This window comes from Roseateles sp. GW821-FHT09G09 (assembly GCF_059415965.1).
This window is the reverse complement of sequence record NZ_JBWKOG010000002.1, coordinates 693811-712236: the sequence shown is the minus strand read 5'-3', so window position 1 is coordinate 712236 and position 18426 is coordinate 693811. Positions and strand designations below refer to the sequence as shown.

General features: G+C 69.1%; 13 protein-coding genes. 4 read left to right on the top strand and 9 right to left on the bottom strand.

Annotated features, from left to right (window positions below; all coding sequences use genetic code 11):
• Window positions 1-47 precede the first annotated feature (47 nt).
• Window positions 48-1256: an arabinose transporter gene (locus AC07O8_RS08005; RefSeq protein ID WP_495047491.1), complete on the bottom strand. Its 1209-nt coding sequence runs from the start codon at window positions 1254-1256 to the stop codon at window positions 48-50.
• Window positions 1253-2578 carry an amidohydrolase family protein gene (locus tag AC07O8_RS08000; RefSeq protein WP_495047490.1) on the bottom strand — a complete coding sequence of 442 codons (1326 nt, stop codon included), beginning with the start codon at window positions 2576-2578 and terminating at the stop codon, window positions 1253-1255. The genes AC07O8_RS08005 and AC07O8_RS08000 overlap by 4 nt, the downstream gene beginning before the upstream one ends.
• 156 nt (window positions 2579-2734) lie before the next feature.
• Between AC07O8_RS08000 and AC07O8_RS07995 the strand changes: the two genes are divergently transcribed.
• The 4 genes from AC07O8_RS07995 to AC07O8_RS07980 all read left to right on the top strand — a co-directional run bounded on the left by AC07O8_RS07995 (window position 2735) and on the right by AC07O8_RS07980 (window position 10201).
• The gene (locus tag AC07O8_RS07995) at window positions 2735-3664 is read left to right on the top strand and encodes a LysR family transcriptional regulator (protein WP_495047489.1); all 930 of its coding nucleotides are present in this window, start codon (window positions 2735-2737) and stop codon (window positions 3662-3664) included.
• Between the two features lie 18 nt (window positions 3665-3682).
• On the top strand, window positions 3683-5353 hold the full coding sequence (locus tag AC07O8_RS07990) for an O-linked N-acetylglucosamine transferase, SPINDLY family protein (RefSeq protein ID WP_495047488.1): 1671 nt from the start codon (window positions 3683-3685) through the stop codon (window positions 5351-5353).
• A gap of 135 nt (window positions 5354-5488) precedes the next feature.
• A complete protein-coding gene (locus AC07O8_RS07985) occupies window positions 5489-6397 on the top strand; it encodes a class II glutamine amidotransferase (protein WP_495047487.1) in 909 nt (302 codons plus the stop codon).
• Window positions 6398-6520: 123 nt separating this feature from the next.
• The gene (locus tag AC07O8_RS07980) at window positions 6521-10201 is read left to right on the top strand and encodes a hypothetical protein (RefSeq protein WP_495047486.1); all 3681 of its coding nucleotides are present in this window, start codon (window positions 6521-6523) and stop codon (window positions 10199-10201) included.
• Window positions 10202-10208: 7 nt separating this feature from the next.
• Here AC07O8_RS07980 and dnaB read toward each other — a convergent pair whose 3' ends face one another.
• The 7 genes from dnaB to ppsA form a co-directional block, all read right to left on the bottom strand.
• Complete coding sequence (gene dnaB / locus AC07O8_RS07975; protein WP_495047485.1) at window positions 10209-11630, bottom strand: replicative DNA helicase; 1422 nt, start codon at window positions 11628-11630, stop codon at window positions 10209-10211.
• A gap of 198 nt (window positions 11631-11828) precedes the next feature.
• The gene (rplI, locus tag AC07O8_RS07970; RefSeq protein WP_495047484.1) at window positions 11829-12281 is read right to left on the bottom strand and encodes a 50S ribosomal protein L9; all 453 of its coding nucleotides are present in this window, start codon (window positions 12279-12281) and stop codon (window positions 11829-11831) included.
• An 11-nt stretch (window positions 12282-12292) separates the two neighbouring features.
• Entirely contained in the window at window positions 12293-12583 is a 291-nt protein-coding gene (rpsR, locus tag AC07O8_RS07965) for a 30S ribosomal protein S18 (RefSeq protein WP_088403615.1), read from the bottom strand.
• A gap of 58 nt (window positions 12584-12641) precedes the next feature.
• The gene (gene priB / locus AC07O8_RS07960; RefSeq protein WP_297525940.1) at window positions 12642-12926 is read right to left on the bottom strand and encodes a primosomal replication protein N; all 285 of its coding nucleotides are present in this window, start codon (window positions 12924-12926) and stop codon (window positions 12642-12644) included.
• 64 nt (window positions 12927-12990) lie between these two features.
• On the bottom strand, window positions 12991-13353 hold the full coding sequence (rpsF, locus tag AC07O8_RS07955) for a 30S ribosomal protein S6 (RefSeq protein ID WP_067062529.1): 363 nt from the start codon (window positions 13351-13353) through the stop codon (window positions 12991-12993).
• 190 nt (window positions 13354-13543) lie between these two features.
• Window positions 13544-15622, bottom strand: a complete 2079-nt coding sequence (locus AC07O8_RS07950) for a sodium:solute symporter family protein (RefSeq protein ID WP_495047483.1) — start codon at window positions 15620-15622, stop codon at window positions 13544-13546.
• A 101-nt stretch (window positions 15623-15723) separates the two neighbouring features.
• Entirely contained in the window at window positions 15724-18135 is a 2412-nt protein-coding gene (gene ppsA / locus AC07O8_RS07945; RefSeq protein ID WP_297525938.1) for a phosphoenolpyruvate synthase, read from the bottom strand.
• Window positions 18136-18426 lie beyond the last annotated feature (291 nt).

Here is an 18426-nt window from a genome sequence, read left to right as displayed (position 1 = left end):
CTGCCGCACCCGCACCCGCACCCACACCTCTCGACGCCGCGCCGCTCTCATTCCGACGCCGTGCGCGTCGGCACGGTACTGCCTGTCGGGCCGGTGACGATCAGCACCACGCCGAGCAGCGCCGCCACCCCGCCCAGCCCATACACGGCAGCGAAGCCGAAGCGACCCGCCACCAGGCCCGCCGTCGGACCGGCCAGGCCATAGGCGATGTCGAGGAACGCCGCGAATGCGCCGATCGCGCTGCCACGGCTGGCCGGCGGCACGCGCTTGAGCGCCTCGACGCCGAGCGCCGGATAGATCAGCGCGCAACCCAGGCCGGTCACGCAGGCGCCCGCCAACGCGACGGCCTCCCCCGGCGCTCCCCAGACCAGGCCCTGCCCGATCGCCTCGACGGTCAAGGACCACAGCGCCACGCGCCGGTCGCCGATCCTGTCGGGCAGGTGCCCGAGCAGCAACCGCACCGCGATGAAGCCGACGCCGAAGCAGGTCATCACGATGCCGGCATGCGTCCACCCGCGCGCCGCGAAGTACAGCGACGCGAACGCGGTCAGTCCGGCCAGCCCGACGCCCTGCAGCGTCAGCCCGAGTCCCTGCCGCCAGATCTGGCCCACCACGCGCCGGAACGGCAGCCGCGCGCCGCCGGCCATGCGGTAGGACGGCGTCACCAGCGCGACGGCCCAGGCGGCAAGCGGCGCCGCGACGCAGGCAGCCATCACGGCAACCAGGTCGTGGCCTCGACCTTGGCCGCGATACAGCCACATCCCCATCGGCGCACCGATGGAGAGTGCGCCGAACATCGCGATGCCGGTCCACGACATCGACAGGCCCGCGCGCTGCGGCCCCACCGACGCGATGGACCAGGACACGCAGCCGGTGACGAACTGGCTCTCTCCGAAGCCGGCCACCAGCCGTCCGGCGACGACGATGGCCAACGCGATCGACGGCGACCACCCAGGCAGTGCCGCGACGAGGTACAGCAGACCCGCGAAGGCGCAGCCGATCGCGCCCTGCAACGCCGAGCGCCGCCCGCCCTGCCCGTCGACGAGCCGCCCGGCATAGCCGCGCGTCAGCACCGTGGCGACGAACTGCAGGCCGATGACGAGCCCGACGGTCAGCGCGTCGAAGCCGAGCCGCTCATGGATGAACAGCGGCAGCACCGGCAGCGGCAGGCCGACGGCGAGGTAGCCGCAGAACAGCGCCGCGATGACGCCGGGCGCGGGTCGGCTCAGCGTCGCGGCGGAGGTCGGCGCGCTCATGCCGCGGTCTTGAACAGATCGACGCGATGCCCGCTGGCGTCGAGCAGGAAGTCGCGCGAGGACGCCGCGTCAGCCGCCAGCTTCGCCAGATCGACGTCGATCAACCGGCCGTCGCGCTTGCGCAGGCACCCTCCGACCACGACCGTGTCGACGTCGGCACGCTCCACCGCCTGCACGATCGTGGCGATCGCGTTCGTCACCGGAAATACGGCCGCACCCTGCGTGCGGACCATGATCAGGTCCGCCGCCTTGCCCGGCGTCAGCGAACCGACGCGGTCCTCCAGACCCGCCGCCCGCGCGCCGTTGACGGTGGCGGCACGCAGCACCTCCTCGACGCCGATCGGCGCGGGCACGCCCGCCTCGCCGCGGAACCGGCGATACCGCATCGCGGCGCGCTGCTGGTGGAACAGCGCATGCATCTCGCCGAACAGGTCGCTGCCGAAGGCGGTGTCGAGATCGATGCCCAGCGCCGGCGCCAGGCCGTGGTCGACGGCCACCTGGTAGGCGAAGGTCTCGTCGTCGAAACCGAACAGCGCGTCCGAGCGCGGATTCACGGTGATGTTCACGCCGGCGTCGGCGAACAGCCGCCATGTCGCCGCAGAAACGCGCGTGCAGTGGTTGAAGAGGTTGTGCGGGCCGAGCACGCCGGGCTTCGCGAACTCCGGGCCGAGCTGCGCGAGGTCGCCGATGAACTCGGTCAGGATGCGCATGTCCAGGCCCCGCGCGACCTCCCACCAGTCCAGCTTCAACTGTCCGAAGAGTCCGACCTGCACGCGGCTGTCGCCCGCGTTCCAGCGTGCCGCCAGACGCGCCAGGTCGCCCGGCAGATGCGCCGACGACGCGCCCTTGTCCATCGCCGGGCCGACCATGTGCAGCGCGCGGATGCCCGAGGCGTGCAGCGCGTCGAGCGCGGCATCGGTGTGCTCGGGGCTGCGCGAGCTGTGGCAGGCGTCGACGAGGGTCGTGATGCCGGCGTCCAGCGAGGCGGCCGCCGTCAGCATCGTGCTCGTGTACATGTCCCGCGGGCGGACGTGCGCGCCGAGCTTGCTGGCGACCACGTCGATGTAGGCGAAGAGGTCGTCGACGTCGGGCATCAGCCGGCGCATCACGCCCAGCCACGCATGGTGGTGGGCGTCGACCAGCCCGGGCATCACGATGCAACCGGCGGCATTGATCACCTCGGCGTCGCCGGCGGTCAGGTCGGGGCCGACGGCGGCGATGCGGCCGTCCCGCACCAGCACGTCGCCGACGGCCAGGTTGGGCGACGCGGGATCCATCGTGATGACGGTGCCGGACTTGAAGAGGATGTCGCGATCGGTCATGGGAACTCCGTTGGAAATCGTTGGGGATTCGTCCGGCGGATCGATGGGGGCATCGACCCAGGGGGAACGGAGCGAATGATGCGAAGCGGACGATCTTTGATAAAGGTAGAGTCACTCAAATGACCTTTGCTGAAATTCAAAGATGAGGACAACGGGATGAGCATCGACGGACGGCTGCTGGCCGGCATGAGCGTGCTGGCCGCGGTGGTGGAGTCGGGCAGCTTCAGCAAGGCGGGCGAAGTGCTGGGGATGTCGGCCTCGGGCGTGAGCCGGGCGGTGTCGCGGCTGGAGGAGCGTCTGGGCGTGCGCCTGCTCGACCGCACGACGCGCTCACTGCACCTCACCGGCGAGGGCACGCGGCTCTACGAGCACGCGGTGCCGCACCTGGAAGGCATCGAGGAGGCCGCGAACGTCGTCTCGGGCGCGGCGGTCAGCGTGCGCGGCGCATTGCGGGTGAGCCTGAATCCGCTGTTCGCGCGCTACGTGCTCGCGCCCGCCCTGCCCCGGCTGCAGGCGCTCTATCCGGACCTGACGCTGACGATGGTGCAATTCCCCGGCAGCGGGGACCTGGTCGCGGAAGGCGTCGATGTCGCCGTGCGCTTCGGGCCGCAGCCGGCGTCGACGATGACCTCGCGCAAGCTCCTGGAGAACCGCGTGCTGACGGTGGCGGCACCGTCCTACCTCGACCGGCGCGGGCGTCCGCGCAAGCCCGCCGAGCTGGCGAAGCACGACTGCCTCCAGTACATCGATCCGCAGCGCGGCCGGCCCTTCGAATGGATCTTCGTGCGCGGCAAGGGCCGCGCGAAGGAACAGCTGACGGTGGCCACGTCGGGCTCGCTGACGATGACCGACGCCGACGCGATGGTGCAGGCCTGCGTCGCGGGAGCGGGCGTGGCGCAGGTGCTGGCGCTGAGCGTCGAGCACCTGATCGCGGACGGCACGCTGGTCGAGCTGTTTCCCGACTGGCCCGGCGAGACCTTCCCGCTCCACATCGTGCGGCCGTCGCGGCGATTGCCGCCGGCCTCGGTGGAGGCTTTCATGGCGTTCTGCATCGCGCTGTGCGCGACGTCGGGATCGACGGCCTGAACTCCCATAATCGTCCCCATGGATGCCCACAACGACCTGCTGCGCGACGCCCTCCACGAGATGGGCCGCGGCCGCTACGCCGCGGCGGTCGCGCTGCTGGAGCCGCATGCACAGGTCGCGTCGAACGAGCTGCAACGCTACCTCGGTGAATCGCTGCGGCGCAGCGGACGGACGCAGGACGCGATCGGGCCGCTGATGCAGGCGCTCGCGCTGAAGATCGACGACGTCGATGCCTATCTGCAGCTGGGCTTCGCGCTGCAGTCGCTGCAGATGAAGGCCGAGGCGGCGGAGTGCTTCCGCACGGTCGCCGCGCTGCGGCCCGACAGCGTGATGGCCCAGGCCTACCAGGCCCATGGCGACCAGCAGTGCGCGCGCTGGCAGGACTTCGACGAGAACCTGCGATCGCTGCACGCCGTGATCCGCGCCAAGCCCGACGATGCCGACGATGAATTCGGCGTGCCTTTCGCGCTGGCGACGTTGCCGCATGAGGCCGCGGATCTGCTGAAGGTCGCGCGACTGAGCACGCGTTTCCTGAGCCGCGGCATCGCGCGCCTGCCGCCGGCAAAGGCCGTCGCCAAGCCGAAGTTGCGCATCGGCTACCTGTCGTCGGACTTCCATGCCCATGCGACCGCCGCGCTGATGGTCGACGTCCTCGAGCACCGCGATCGTGAGCGCTTCGAGGTGCTGCTGTTCTCTCACGGGCCGGACGATGGCTCCGCGCTGCAGCGGCGGATCCGCGCGGCCTGTGAGCGCTTCATCGACGTCGGCGACCTCGATGCCGCCGGCATCGCCGCGCGCATGCGCGCGGAAGGCGTCGACATCGCCGTCGACCTGAAAGGCCACACCGCCGGCAGCCGCTTCACCGCGCTGGCCGCGCGGCCCGCGCCGGTGCAGGTCGCGTGGCTCGGCTTCCCCGGCACCTGCGGCGCGGACTTCATCGACTACGTCATCGGCGACGCGATCGTGACGCCGCTCGGTGATGCGCCGTTCTATACCGAGCGAATCGCGCAGTTGCCGCGCTGCTACCAGCCCGGCGACGCGACGCGGCGCATCGAGCCGACGCCGCGCGCGGAACTCGGCCTGCCCGACGATGCGATCGTGCTGCTCTCGGCGAACGTGGTGCTGAAGATCACCCCCACGGTCTTCGACGCGTGGATGGCGATCCTGCATCGCCTGCCGCAGGCGCTGCTGTGGCAGCTCAGCGGCGGCGAGCAGGCCGACGCGCAACTGCGCGCCGAGGCCGCCGCGCGCGGCATCGCGCCGGAGCGGCTCGTCTTCATGCCGCCGGTGGGCATGGCCGACCACTGGAACCGGCTGGCTGCGGCGGATGTCGCGCTCGACACCTGGCCCTGCAACGGGCACACGACGACCAGCGATGCGCTCGCGGCCGGCGTGCCGGTGGTGACGCTGCGCGGCGACGGCTTCGCGTCGCGCGTGGCGGAGAGCCTGCTCGTGCAGGCCGGTCTGTCCGAGCTGGTCTGCGACACGCCCGAGGCGTACGTCGATCGGGTCTGCTCGCTCGTCGGCCAGGCCGGTCTTGGCCGGTCAGCCGATCGAGCCGGCCCGACGATCCCGCCGTGGATCGATTCGCCGGCCTTCGCGCGCGACCTGGAGGCGCTCTATGAGCGCATGTGGGCGCGCGCGGTCGCGGGCCTGCCGCCCGACGCCATGCCGGCCACGTCCGGATAGCCACGGGGCAGCCGCAGCCCAATGCGACGCGCACGGCCTGTCAAGGCCTGATCCCGTCTCATCGGCGCCGAATCGCATGAGCCCATGCGGCTTCCGCATTTGGCCGGTCCGCCCGCGCACGCGATAGTCGTCGCCATGTGCCAACTGCTGGGAATGAACTGCAACAGCGATGCAGCGATCACCTTCTCCTTCACCGGGTTCGCTGCCCGCGGCGGTCGTACCGCGGAGCACATCGACGGTTGGGGCATGGCGTTCTACGAACGCTCCGGATGCCGCGTCTTCCACGACGACCAGCCGGCAAGCGAATCGCCGCTCGCCGAGTTCCTGAGCCGCTACCCCATCAAGTCGCGCATCGTGATCGCACACCTGCGTCGCGCGACGCAGGGCGAGGTGACGCTGTCGAACTGCCATCCGTTCCAGCGGGAATGGCTCGGGCAGACCTGGGTATTCGCCAACAACGGTGACCTGAGGGACTTCCAGCCCGTGCTGGACGGCCCCTACCGGCCGGTCGGCAGCACCGACAGCGAACGCGCCTTCTGCTGGCTGCTGCAGGAGCTGCGCAAGCGCTTCGCGGACCGGGACCTCGAGCGGGATCAGCCGCCGTCCTGGCGCGAACTCGCGCCCCACGTCGCGCAGCTCAGCGAAGTCATCGCCCGCCACGGCAACTTCAACTTCCTGCTCACCAACGGCGCGGCGCTGTACACCCACTGCTCCAGCCGGCTGCAGGTGCTGCAGCGGCGCCATCCGTTCCCGATGGCGCGGCTGGTCGACTGCGACATGTCGCTGGACCTGAGCGCCATGAACGGCACGGACGACCGCATCGTCCTCGTCGCCACCGATCCGCTCACCGCCGACGAAGCGTGGCAGCCGCTGGCCACCGGCGAATGCCGCGTGTTCGTCGACGGCGAGGAGGTCTGGCGCGACGTGAATCCCGCCACGCGCGCGTTCCCGATCGCCACGACTACCGTCGGCCGACCCTGGCAGAAGCCGCGATGGGCGGGCAGCTCGGCCTGGCCGATGCTGCTGCGCGACATCGCGGTATGAGCCGCATGTCCTAACGCGATTCGGTTCGTTGGGCGCGGACAGGCGCGCTTCTAGAGTGACTCGGCCCGGCGGGAGACCACCCGCCGCGGACATCCCGATCGCACTCAGGAGGCGGCACCGCCGATGGTTTCTTCCAAGCTCACGACGACCGGTGGACCGATCGTCCCCGCGGATGCAAGCAGTGCCGGCCAAGCCACCGGACCGACCAGCGCGACCGGACAAGCCACGGCGAATCCGAGCACCGCCGGCAGCTCCGGCGGGGCTGCCAATCCGACGACGCCCACGTCGGCCGCCCCGGGCAGGAGCCCCTCGACCTCCGGTGCGCTGCAGGGCCTGCCGGCGCGTGCGAAACGCGCGGTGTTCGGTCGCGAAGTGGCCTTCAACGCCATCGTGCCCGGCGTCGGCGGCACCGTGGAACGTCCGGTGCGCGCATCGCTGCCCTCACCGCAGGCGACGGCCCCGACCGACTCGACCAGCCAGCTCGCTGCCCTCTCCGCCCAGGCGCAAGGCCTGAACGAACGCCTGCCGCCGCGCACACCGTCTCCCTGGGATGCGCCGACGCGCTCGACGGGGAACCGCCTCGCCACCGCCGTGGTGCCTTGGCTCAAGCCGCGCCCACTGATCGAAAAGGCCAGCACGCACGCGGCCAAGCCGCAGCCCGCGAGCGCCACGCCCGTGCTGGAGGCCCGCAGCCCGATCACGCAGGCCGTCGCCGGCGGCCTCCAGCCGCTGGCCGCCGAGGTCCAGGCCCGGCAGCAGCTGGTGGACAAGGATCGCTTCGTCCGGCAGCGGCTGGACGACACCAAGGACGCGCTCTACGGCGCGCGATCGGAAGCGATCGCGCAGTTGCGCCAACCCGGCGGCGCGAACGACGCGGCGGCGCGCGCCACGCTGCACGCGACCGACGCGGGCGTGTCGGCAGTGCTGCAGGCCTCGATCACGCTGGCCTCGAGCGTCGAGCCGCCGCCCGATCCGGCCGTCGCCAAGGCGGCGTTCGACGCGCGGGAGGCGCAGGCCTTGCAAGCCCAGGCGACACGACTGCGCGGCTTCGCACCGGCCGTCGAGAACGCGCGCTTCGGCGCGCTGCTGCTCAAGGCGGTGAACGGCCGCCCCCCCAATCCGTCGGCGGACGCGCTGCCATCGATCGGGGTCATGGAGATCGCCTCCGAGCTGCTGTCGGTGGTGTGCATAGGCGACGCCTCGCGTGCGCGGGAGGCCCTGGCGGCGCTGCAATCGCGGCCGACGCGCGACTGGATGCAGGGCGTGGCCGACCTGCCCGATCATGGTCCCGATCGCGTTCCCGATCATTTGTCTGAGAGCGGCGTCGGCCAGGAGCCCACGCAGGCGGAATCGGACGTCCGCAATCTGCTGCGCCAGGCCAGCGTGCTGCCGCGCGGCGCGGAGGTGGTGCATCTGCTCGGCGATCCGCAGGGCAGCATGCCGGACAGCGAGACGCTGCAGGCGATGCGCAGCTTCTGGTCGGCCGACGCGGCGCAGCGCGTGGAGCCGGACCCCGCCGTCCGCCAGTGGTTGGCGGGTGCGAAGCGCGTCGCACGACAAGCGCCGACGGACGTCGCCGCCGCCTCGTCTCCGCCTGCTTCGTCATCAGGATCAGCACCAGCAGAGGCGTCGACTTCGGCGGCGACCACGTTCACCGGCGCCGAACGGGCGGCGTATCACGCGGTGCGCAACGGCTGCCTCTCCAATGCCGTCGGCTCGCCCTACGCCCGTCACGATGCCCGCATGAACAAGGCGATCGGCGAGTGGCTGTCGCGGGAGGAGCCGTCGGCATCGTGGCTGCAGCGCGCGGTGACGCCGCACCGGCACAAGACGCCGTTCACGCCGGCGGGGCTCAAGCGCGCGACCGCGATCGCCGAGAGCTTCGGCATGACGACCCACCGCAGCCAGGCCGACAGCGGCGTGCGCAAGACCGCCGGGGAACTCGCCGACTGGGCGCGCTCGGACCTGGCGCGGGACCTGACCGCGGCCGGCGTCCCCGCGCCTGAGGCACGGGCGTTCGCCGCCGCGACACAGGCGCTGGCCGAGCGGACCACGCGCCAAGGCCAGGGCCAGGGCCATCCGGCGCAATGGCAGTTCAAGGGCAGCGAGGCCGGCGAGCTGCGCGCGGCGGTCTACGCGTTGGAGAACCCGGCGGGCGCGCACAAGCCCGGACGCCTGCACAAGCCCAATCGCGAGCACGCGCTGCCGCCGCTGTTCGAGGAACTCGCGAAGGACCACGCGACGGCGCCGGACGCGCTGCGCGCCGTCATCGATCATGTGAAGCTGACGCTGGCGGAGACCGCGCCCGCGGAGCGTCAGGGCGCGCTCACACACGACGTGTCCATGCACGAAGCAGCCGACGCGGCGCGCCAAAAACGCTTCCAGAGCAAGGAGGACGTGGTCCGCTACTTCGAGCCCATCCTGCTGTCGATGCAACTGCGCGACAAGGTCAAGCTGTCCGGCGGCGGCATCGTCGGCGGCGGTCTGCCGTCGCTGCCCTACAGCGTGCCGTCGCCGGTGGTGTCGCCGATCGTGTCGGTCGGCTGGTCGCGCAAGGAAGAGGCCTTCTTCCAGGCTTTCATGCCGATCCTGGGGATGGAGCTCTCGCTCGGCAGCACGCGCGCGAGCGGCCCCGAAGCCACCCTCGGCGTGGCCGCCGGCCCGGACCTGCCCGGCGTGGTGAAGGCGCAGGTCAGCGCCACCGAGAGGATGAGCCGCATGCACCAGGAGACCGAGGGCACGATCCTGCGGCTGTTCCGCCAGCGCGGCAAGGACGACGAACTGCGCAAGGAGATGCTGGGCGTGCTGGACTCCTGGGTGCGCTGGGACCAGGTGCATCCGACAGGCGCCGCGCCCTACGCCGGCCCGCTGGAAGCGGTACTCGACCGGCATCCCAAGGTCAGCCTGGGCGAGATCCACGGCCAGAGCCTGACGCGCAGCTTCGTCACCAAGGTCAGCGCCGGCGCCAACCTGAAGCTGGCGGGCGGCGACGGCCAGACCTACCGCGTCGGCGTCAGCGCCGGCGCGTCGCTCAAGGCGGAGCGCATCGCCGAATCACGCACCGAACACGGCGGCCACATCCAGGTGACGGCGGACAAGGGCGACACCGCGCAGCACAAGCTGTCGGTGGGCCTCCAGGTCAACACGTTGACGCCCGCCAATCCGTCGGAGGTCAAGCTCGGCAAGGACGGGAAGGACGGCTCGATCAGCGGCGGCGGCCTGCCGGGCTTGATCGACGTCAACCGGGACCTGTTCTGGAACCTGGAGAAGAACGCGGTCTCGCCATTCACGATCGGCGGGAAACAGGATGCCGACCTGGACCGTCACTTCAGCACGCCGACGCAGATGCTGGAGAAGGTCCGCGAGAACCGGGACGACTGGATCGCCCGCTGCGTGGAGACGCTCGAACCGGACGCCAGCGGCGAGAAGAATACGCGCGCCAACCGGGACAAGGCGGAGGCGCTGCTGAGCGAGTTCGAGGCCAAGGTGAAGGCGCTGCCGAAGGACAGCCTCTGCCAGTACAACATCAATTTCTCGATGCGCCCGCAGGCGTCGGCGTGGATCGACACCTTCCGCGCGCTGGAGGGGCTGGCGCGGCTGCGCGGCGATGCGCAAGGCGCCGCCGAGGCGCGCGCCAATGCGGACCGCACGATGGCGCAGGATTCGACCTGGCGGCCGCTGATGCTGATCGTGCGCGAGAAGGGCAAGGACCAGCGCACGCTGGGATGGAACTTCGGCGTGCGGCTGCAGCGCAGCGTCGGGGTGGAAGGGCAACGCACGGCGGCGCAATATCCGCCGCCGTGATCCGACATCAGTACTCGTCGCCGCCGGGGCTCACGTAACCCGGCGCCAGATTCTCGAACTTCGTGTTCTGCCGCGCGAAGGCCAGCTTCACCGTGCCCACCGGGCCGTTACGCTGCTTGGCGATGATGATCTCCGCCACGCCGGGTTCCTTGCACTCGTCCTTGGTGTAGTACTCGTCGCGGTAGATGAACATGATGATGTCCGCGTCCTGCTCGATGGCGCCCGACTCGCGCAGGTCGGACATCATGGGCCGCTTGTCCGGCCGCGTTTCCACCGAGCGGTTCAGCTGCGACAGCGCAATGACCGGGCAACGCAGTTCCTTGGCCAGCGCCTTCAGGCCCCGCGAGATCTCGCCGACCACGGTCGCGCGGTTCTCCTCGCTGCCACCGCCGTTGCCGCTCATCAGCTGCAGGTAGTCGATGATGATCAGGCCGATCTGGCCCGAGATGCGCGCCTGGCGCCGGGCTCTGGAGCGCACTTCGCTGGGCGACAGGCCCGGGCTCTCGTCGATGTAGATCGGCGCGTTGCCGAGCTTGTCGACGGCCTCGGCCAGCCGGCCCCATTCGTCGTCCTTCAGCCGGCCGGTGCGCAGGTTGCTCTGGTCGATGCGGCCGATCGAACCGACCATCCGCAAGGCCAGCTGCGCCGCGCCCATTTCCATCGAGTAGATGATGACCGGCAGGCCCTCGTTGATGGCGACGGCCTCGCCGATGTTGATCGCGAACGCGGTCTTGCCCATCGACGGCCGCGCCGCCAGGATGATCAGGTCGCCGCGCTGCAGGCCCGCCGTCATGCGGTCCAGGTCGTAGAAGCCGGTGCGCACGCCGGTGACGTCCTCGGCGCCCTGCTCCGCCAGCTCGTTGACGCGGTCCATCAGCTCGACCATCAGGCGGTCCATGCTCTGGAAGCCGGTGCCACCGCGCGAGCCTTCCTCGTTGATGCGGAAGATCTTGCCTTCGGCCTCGTCCAGGATCTCGTTGACCGCGCGGCCGGCGGGATTCAACGCCGCCGTCGCGATCTCGTCCGAGGTCGCGACCAGCTTGCGTAGGATCGCGCGCTCGCGAACGATCTCGGCGTAACGGCGCAGGTTGGCGGCGCTCGGCACGCCCTGCGCCAACGCGTTCAGGTAGGCCAGCCCGCCGCACTCCTCGGCCTTGCCGACCGAGGTCAGTTCCTCGAACACCGTCACCACGTCCGCCGGCTTGCCGCCGTTGATCAGCTTGCCGATCGCGGCGTAGACCTGCTTGTGCTCGTAGCGGTAGAAGTCGGAGTCGCTGAGCGTGTCCGCCGCCTTGTCCCAGGCGGTGTTGTCGATCAGCAGGCCGCCGAGCACGCTCTGCTCGGCTTCCACCGAGTTGGGCGGCAGGCGCAATCGCGCGATCTCGCTGTCGCTGGCACTGGATCCGGGCGGGGTGAAGATCGCGGACATTGTGGACAAGCCTGTGGATGAGCTTTTGATAGCTTGTGGAGCGAGCGGGATAACTCAACCCCCGGAAAAGCAGAAAGCCGACGGCTTCTCAGCTGTCGGCTTTCTTGATGTTGCCCCGATCTTTGCAGGTCGTGTGCCCCGCGAATCCGGTGACAACCCCGATGGACGCGCAGAGCGCCCATCGGGTGTGTCGAGCGATCACTCGACTTCGGCGATGACCTTCACGGTCACTTCCACCACCACGTCGGTGTGCGGAGCGACATTGATCGGGAACTCGCCGACGGTCTTCAGCGGACCGTTGGGCAGACGCACCTGCGACTTGACGATGGCCGTGCCGGCCTTGGTCAGCGCTTCAGCGATGTCGGCGTTGGTCACGGAACCGAACAGGCGACCGTCGACGCCGGCCTTCTGCGAGATCGTCACGGTGATGCCGTTGATCTTCTCGCCCAGGGCTTGCGCGGCGGCAAACTTCTCGGCGGCGACCTTTTCGAGTTCGGCGCGCTTGGCTTCGAATTCCTTGATCGCCGATTCCGTGGCGCGGCGCGCCTGGCGGGTCGGGATCAGGAAGTTGCGGGCGTAGCCGTCCTTGACCTTGACGACGTCGCCGAGGTTACCCAGGTTGGCCACTTTTTCCAGCAGGATGACTTGCATGGGTGGACTCCTTAGACCTTGTGCTGGTCGCTGTACGGCAGCAGGGCCAGGAAGCGGGCGCGCTTGATGCACACCGACAGCTGACGCTGGAAGAAGGCGCGCGTGCCGGTCAGGCGGGCGGGCACGATCTTGCCGTTTTCACCGATGAAGTCGCGCAGGACGTCGACGTCCTTGTAGTCGATCTGCTCGACACCGGCGACGGTGAAGCGGCAGAAACGCTTGCGGCGGAACAGCAGCGATTGTTGATTGCGCTTGGGCTTGCGGTCCTTCGAGAACCGACCTTTACCACGTGGCGGGGGCATAGTGAACTCCTGCTATCTATCCAGATGTAAACGATCTGCGCGACCTGGCTCGTCCCGTTCAGTCCGCGAAGCCGGTGATGTGAAACACCGTGCCCCGCCCCTGCCGCTGTGCCGAGAGAAATCCGGTGAACACCGTCTTCTCCGTCAGGCCCAGCGCCTGGACCCGTTTCACGACATCACCGATCGCCACCGCCTTGATCTCCAGTGCGACCTTGCGCGGAGAACCGGCTTCATCGACCATGGACTCATGCTTGAGCATCAGGTCCAGGGCCGGGAGCCCGGCGGGGGTGTATCGGATCGCCGCGGTTTCGAGGATCTGCGCCTGCAATACCAATCGGTTCATGCGTGCGGAGCGGATCGACTCAACGGATCAGAATGTCGGAACGTCAGTTGTCGCGCTTGTCAGCTCAGGCGGACGCTTCTTGCGGGGCCTTGCGGGCTTCTTCGCGCTCGACAGCCTTCATCATCACCGACGGGTTCGTCTCGGCCTTGTCCTTGACGACGGTCAGGTGACGCAGCACGGCGTCGTTGAAGCGGAAGCCGGTCTCGATTTCAGCCAGGATTTCCTTGCTGCACTCGATGTTCAGGCACAGGTAATGCGCCTTGGCCAGCTTCTGGATCATGTAGGCCAGCTGACGGCGGCCCCAGTCTTCCACGCGATGAACCTTGCCACCACCGTTGGTGACCAGGCCCTTGTAGCGTTCCAGCATCGCCGGAACTTGTTCGCTTTGATCCGGATGGATCAGCAGAACGATCTCATAGTGACGCATGTGTACTCCTTGTGGGTTTCAACGACCGCCGGCACCGACATCGGGTGATGTCCTGCCCTTGGCCTGAAAGCCGGACCCCAGCGTCTACTCCTGGGCCCGGCAAGGGGAATCGCGGATTCTAGACGACTTTGACCCTCCCCGTCCACCAGGCGTCCGGCCTCCTTCCGAATGAGCCCCGGAAGGCGTCAGCTCAGGGCATGGCGCCGGTGACGCGGGCCTGCAGCGCGCGCGCCGTGGCCGAGGGCGGCGGGGTCAGCAGGCTCACGACGACCAGCGCCGCGATGCCCGCCGGCAGTCCGAACAGCGCCGCCGCCATCGGCTGGATGCCCCACCACAGTTGCGGGTCGCCACCGACGCCGAGCGCCTGGCGCAGGCCCGCATGCGCGTTCACCATGTAGTACAGCGTCATGCCGAGCCCGGCGAGCATGCCGGCCGCGGCACCCTGCTTGTTGGCACGCTGCCAGAAGATGCCCGCGACCAGCGCCGGCACCAGGGTCGAGCCCGACAGCGAGAACGCCGACGACACCAGCAGCAGGATGTCCGCCGGTTTCTGCGCGGCCACGGCCGCGGCCGTGAGCGCGGTCGCCAGCAGCAGCGCCTTGGAGATCGTCACCCGCTGCGTCATCGACGCGCGCGGGTTCATGACGCGGTAGTAGACGTCGTGCGAGAGCGCGCTGGAGATCGTCAGCAGCAGCCCGTCCGCCGTCGACAGCGCCGCCGCCAGCGCACCGGCGGCCACCATCGCGGAGAGCACGTACGGCAGGCCCGCGAGCTCCGGCGTCATCAGCATGACGATGTCGCCGCCCAGGCGCAGTTCGCCCAGTTGCAGGATGCCGTCCTGGTTGATGTCCTGGATGTTCAGCAGACCGGGATCGACGCGCATCCACTGCTTCATCCATCCCGGCAACTCCGCGATGGGCGAGCCGACCAGGTGATGCAGGACCTCGTGCTTGAGCATCACCGCCAGCGCCGGGGCGAACAGGTAGAGCAGCGCGATGAAGAACAGCGTCCACGCGACCGAGCTGCGGGCCTCCGCCACCGTGGGCACCGTGTAGTAGCGGGTGAGGATGTGCGGCAGTCCGGCGGTGCCGACCATCAGCACGAGCACGAGCGCCAGGAAGTTGCGGCGCGCCAGCGTGTAGGCCTCCTGCTCGGCCGGCGTGCCGTCGGGATCGCCGGCGAAGGGCCGCGCGTGCGGCGGCATGCCGGCGAGCGGCTCGGCGCGCTGGCGATTCGCGGCGGCGGCGCGCTGCCACAGATCGCGCGCCTCCGCCTCGGTGCGCGGCAGCGCGGCGCGGACCTTCTCCGCCGCCTGGATCTGCGCGAGCGGCGCCTCCTCGAACTTCAGCTGCGCGATCACCTGCGAGACGCGCTGGCGCTCCTCGTCGAGCGAATGCGGCAGTCCCGCGATGAGATGCTCGAAGTCCTTGGCGCGCTGCTCGTAGAGCCCGCGGACCTGCAGTTCCTTCGGATCGTGCAGCAACTGCTGTTCGCGGACGGTGATCTCGCGGACCTCGGTGCCGGCGGTGAACTGCGGCAAGGGCGAACCCGTCTGCAGGGTCGACAGCCACATCACCGGCACCACGTAGGCCACGATCATGATGATGTACTGCGCCACCTGGGTCCAGGTGACGGCCCGCATGCCGCCGAGGAAGGAGCACACCAGCACGCCGCCCAGCCCGACGAAGAGGCCGATCTCGAAGGTCAGCCCCGTCAGGCGCGTCGTGATCAGGCCGATCGCGTAGATCTGCGCCACGAGGTAGATGAAGGACACCAGCACCGCCGCGGCGGCCCCCATCACGCGCAGCCCGCGGCTCTCGAAACGCGCGCCGAGGAAATCCGGCACCGTGAAACCGCCGAAGCGGCGCAGGTAGGGCGCCAGCAGCAAGGCCACGAGGCAGAAGCCGCCGGTCCAGCCCAGCACGAACGCCAGCCCGCCGTAACCCGCCAGGTAGAGGCTGCCGGCCATGCCCAGGAAGCTCGCCGCACTCATCCAGTCGGCGCCGGCGGCCATGCCGTTGTAGAACGCCGGGACGCGGCGGCCGGCCACGTAATACTCGACCGGATCGGTGGTGCGGCTGAAGACACCGATGCCGGCGTAGATCAGCACCGTCAGCAGCAGGAACGAGAAGCCCAGCCACTGCTTGGGCATCCCCATCCGCTCCAGCACGCCCAAGACCCCCACCAGCAGGACGAAACCGATCGTGTAGGCACCGTAGATGCGGTGAAGCCGGCGACGGAACGCGGCGTCTGGCGGAGGCGTGGACATGGGGGCGGATCATCGCCCTTTCGATGACCGCCGCCCATCCACAGCTTCCCCAAAAGTAAAAACGGCGCCGAAGGCGCCGTCCTGAGGGTTGCTGAAGTCGATCAGCGCTTGGCGAGACGCTGCCAGGTCTCGATCACCGTGTCGGGGTTCAGGGACAACGAGGCAATGCCCTCGGCGGCCAGCCATTCGGCGAAGTCCGCATGGTCGCTGGGGCCCTGGCCGCAGATGCCGATGTACTTGCCGGTGGCGCGGCAGGCCGCGATCGCGCGTGAGATCAAGGCCTTGACCGCCGGGTCACGTTCATCGAAGTCGCCCGACAGCAGCTCGAGGCCGGAGTCGCGGTCCAGACCCAGCGTCAGCTGGGTCAGGTCGTTCGAACCGATCGACATGCCGTCGAAATGCTCCAGGAACTGTTCGGCCAGGATGGCATTGCTCGGGACCTCGCACATCATGATGACGCGCAGGCCGTCCTGGCCACCGTTCGCCGCGCGCTTCAGGCCGCGCTCCGCGAGCATCTCGACGACCTTCTGCGCCTGCTTCACCGTGCGCACGAACGGCACCATGATCTCGACGTTGGTCAGGCCCATGTCGTTGCGCACGCGCTTGAGCGCCTCGCATTCCATCGCGAACGCGTCCTGGAATTCGCCCGAGATGTAGCGCGACGCGCCGCGGAAGCCCAGCATCGGGTTCTCTTCGTCCGGCTCGTAGCGCGAGCCGCCGATCAGCTTGCGGTACTCGTTGCTCTTGAAGTCGGACAGACGCACGATGACCGGCTGCGGCCAGAAGGCCGCGGCGATGGTCGCGATGCCCTCGGCCAGCTTGTCGACGTAGAAGGCGCGCGGCGAGGCGTGACCCCGGGCCACCGACTCGACCGCCTTCTTCAGGTCGTTGTCGATGTTCGGATAGTCGAGGATCGCCTTCGGGTGGACGCCGATGTTGTTGTTGATGATGAACTCGAGGCGGGCCAGGCCGACTCCGCTGTTGGGCATCTGCGCGAAGTTGAACGCCAGCTGCGGATTGCCGACGTTCATCATGATCTTCACCGGGCTGTAGGGCATCTCGCCGCGGTGGACTTCGCTGACCTCGGTCTCGAGCAGACCGTCGTAGATGAAGCCGGTGTCGCCCTCGGAGCAGACCACCGTCACCAGTTGGCCGTCGTTGAGCTTGTCGGTCGCGTCGCCGCAGCCGACCACCGCCGGGATGCCCAGTTCGCGCGCGATGATGGCCGCGTGGCAGGTGCGGCCGCCGCGGTTGGTCACGATCGCGCTGGCGCGCTTCATGACCGGCTCCCAGTTGGGGTCGGTCATGTCGGTGACCAGGACGTCACCGGGTTGCACGCGCTCCATCTCGGCCACGCTGTCGACCAGGCGCACCGGGCCCGTGCCGATCTTCTGGCCGATCGCGCGACCCTCGACGACCACCGTGCCGGTGCCCTTGAGCTTGAAGCGCTGCTCGACCTGGCCTTCGGCCTGGCTCTTCACCGTCTCCGGACGCGCCTGCAGGATGTAGAGCTGGCCGTCGTTGCCGTCCTTGCCCCACTCGATGTCCATCGGACGGCCGTAATGCTGTTCGATGATCACCGCGTACTTGGCCAGCTGCACGACGTCCTCGTCGGTCAGCGAGTAGCGGTTGCGCTGCTCGACCTCGACATCGACGGTCTTGACCAGCTTGCCGCTCGCCGCCTTCTCCTCGGGCGTCGAGAAGGTCATCTGGATCAGCTTGGAGCCCAGGTTGCGACGGATCAGCGCGAACTTGCCGCGCTGCAGCGCGGGCTTGTGGACGTAGAACTCGTCCGGGTTCACGGCGCCCTGCACGACCGTCTCTCCGAGGCCGTAGCTGGAGGTGATGAAGACGACGTCCTTGAAGCCGGACTCGGTGTCGATGGTGAACATGACGCCGGCGGCGCCGAGGTCGGAACGCACCATGCGCTGCACGCCCGCCGACAGGGCCACGTCGCTGTGCGCGAAGCCCTTGTGCACGCGGTAGCTGATCGCGCGGTCGTTGTAGAGCGACGCGAAGACTTCCTTCATCTTGTGCAGCACGTCCTCGATGCCGACGACGTTCAGGAAGGTCTCCTGCTGGCCGGCGAAGGAGGCGTCAGGCAGGTCTTCCGCCGTGGCGGACGAACGGACGGCGAAGGAGGCGTCCGGGTTGTCCGCCGTGAGGGCGGCGAACGAGGCGCGGATCGCCGCTTCCAGCTCCGCCGGGAACGGCTGGGCTTCCAGCCAGCCGCGGATCTCGGCGCCCGCCGCGGCCAGGGCACGGACGTCGTCGGTGTTGAGGTCGGCCAGGCGCTTCTGGATGCGGACGTCCAGGCCTTCATGCTTGAGGAAGTCGCGGAAGGCGTGCGCCGTGGTGGCGAAGCCGCCGGGCACGCGCACGCCGGTTTCGGCCAGCTGCGAGATCATTTCGCCGAGCGAGGCGTTCTTGCCGCCCACCGACTCGACGTCGGTCATCCTCAGTTTCTCGAAGGGTACGACCAGGGCGGTCGCCTCGAAGCGTGCATCAGACATGGGAAAACTCCGTGATGTTGAGAAACCGGGGCTCCCCGCGCGCTCCCGAGCAGGCCGATCGCGTCGGCGGCTTCGAGGGAGACAGGCATGACACGGCGCACGACAGATGTTGTCGATTCTTGTGGGCGTCGTGGTGTGACGGTCATTGCGACGGTCATGCGGCGTTCATGCGATGGGCAGGGGCAAGTTGCGGACGATTCTAGTGGGTCGTCGATCTATGATGTAAGCCCCCGTTCGGGGCCGGGCCGAGGTGGAACAACGGCTGAACTTCCCGCTTCGGCATGCGGCATG

Excerpts from the sequence above, each read along its gene's own strand:
- AC07O8_RS08005 (WP_495047491.1), bottom strand. The coding sequence starts at position 1,256 with ATGAGCGCGCCGACCTCCGCCGCGACGCTGAGCCGACCCGCGCCCGGC.
- AC07O8_RS08000 (WP_495047490.1), bottom strand. The coding sequence starts at position 2,578 with ATGACCGATCGCGACATCCTCTTCAAGTCCGGCACCGTCATCACGATG.
- AC07O8_RS07995 (WP_495047489.1), top strand. The coding sequence starts at position 2,735 with ATGAGCATCGACGGACGGCTGCTGGCCGGCATGAGCGTGCTGGCCGCG.
- AC07O8_RS07990 (WP_495047488.1), top strand. The coding sequence starts at position 3,683 with ATGGATGCCCACAACGACCTGCTGCGCGACGCCCTCCACGAGATGGGC.
- AC07O8_RS07985 (WP_495047487.1), top strand. The coding sequence starts at position 5,489 with ATGTGCCAACTGCTGGGAATGAACTGCAACAGCGATGCAGCGATCACC.
- AC07O8_RS07980 (WP_495047486.1), top strand. The coding sequence starts at position 6,521 with ATGGTTTCTTCCAAGCTCACGACGACCGGTGGACCGATCGTCCCCGCG.
- dnaB (WP_495047485.1), bottom strand. The coding sequence starts at position 11,630 with ATGTCCGCGATCTTCACCCCGCCCGGATCCAGTGCCAGCGACAGCGAG.
- rplI (WP_495047484.1), bottom strand. The coding sequence starts at position 12,281 with ATGCAAGTCATCCTGCTGGAAAAAGTGGCCAACCTGGGTAACCTCGGC.
- rpsR (WP_088403615.1), bottom strand. The coding sequence starts at position 12,583 with ATGCCCCCGCCACGTGGTAAAGGTCGGTTCTCGAAGGACCGCAAGCCC.
- priB (WP_297525940.1), bottom strand. The coding sequence starts at position 12,926 with ATGAACCGATTGGTATTGCAGGCGCAGATCCTCGAAACCGCGGCGATC.
- rpsF (WP_067062529.1), bottom strand. The coding sequence starts at position 13,353 with ATGCGTCACTATGAGATCGTTCTGCTGATCCATCCGGATCAAAGCGAA.
- AC07O8_RS07950 (WP_495047483.1), bottom strand. The coding sequence starts at position 15,622 with ATGTCCACGCCTCCGCCAGACGCCGCGTTCCGTCGCCGGCTTCACCGC.
- ppsA (WP_297525938.1), bottom strand. The coding sequence starts at position 18,135 with ATGTCTGATGCACGCTTCGAGGCGACCGCCCTGGTCGTACCCTTCGAG.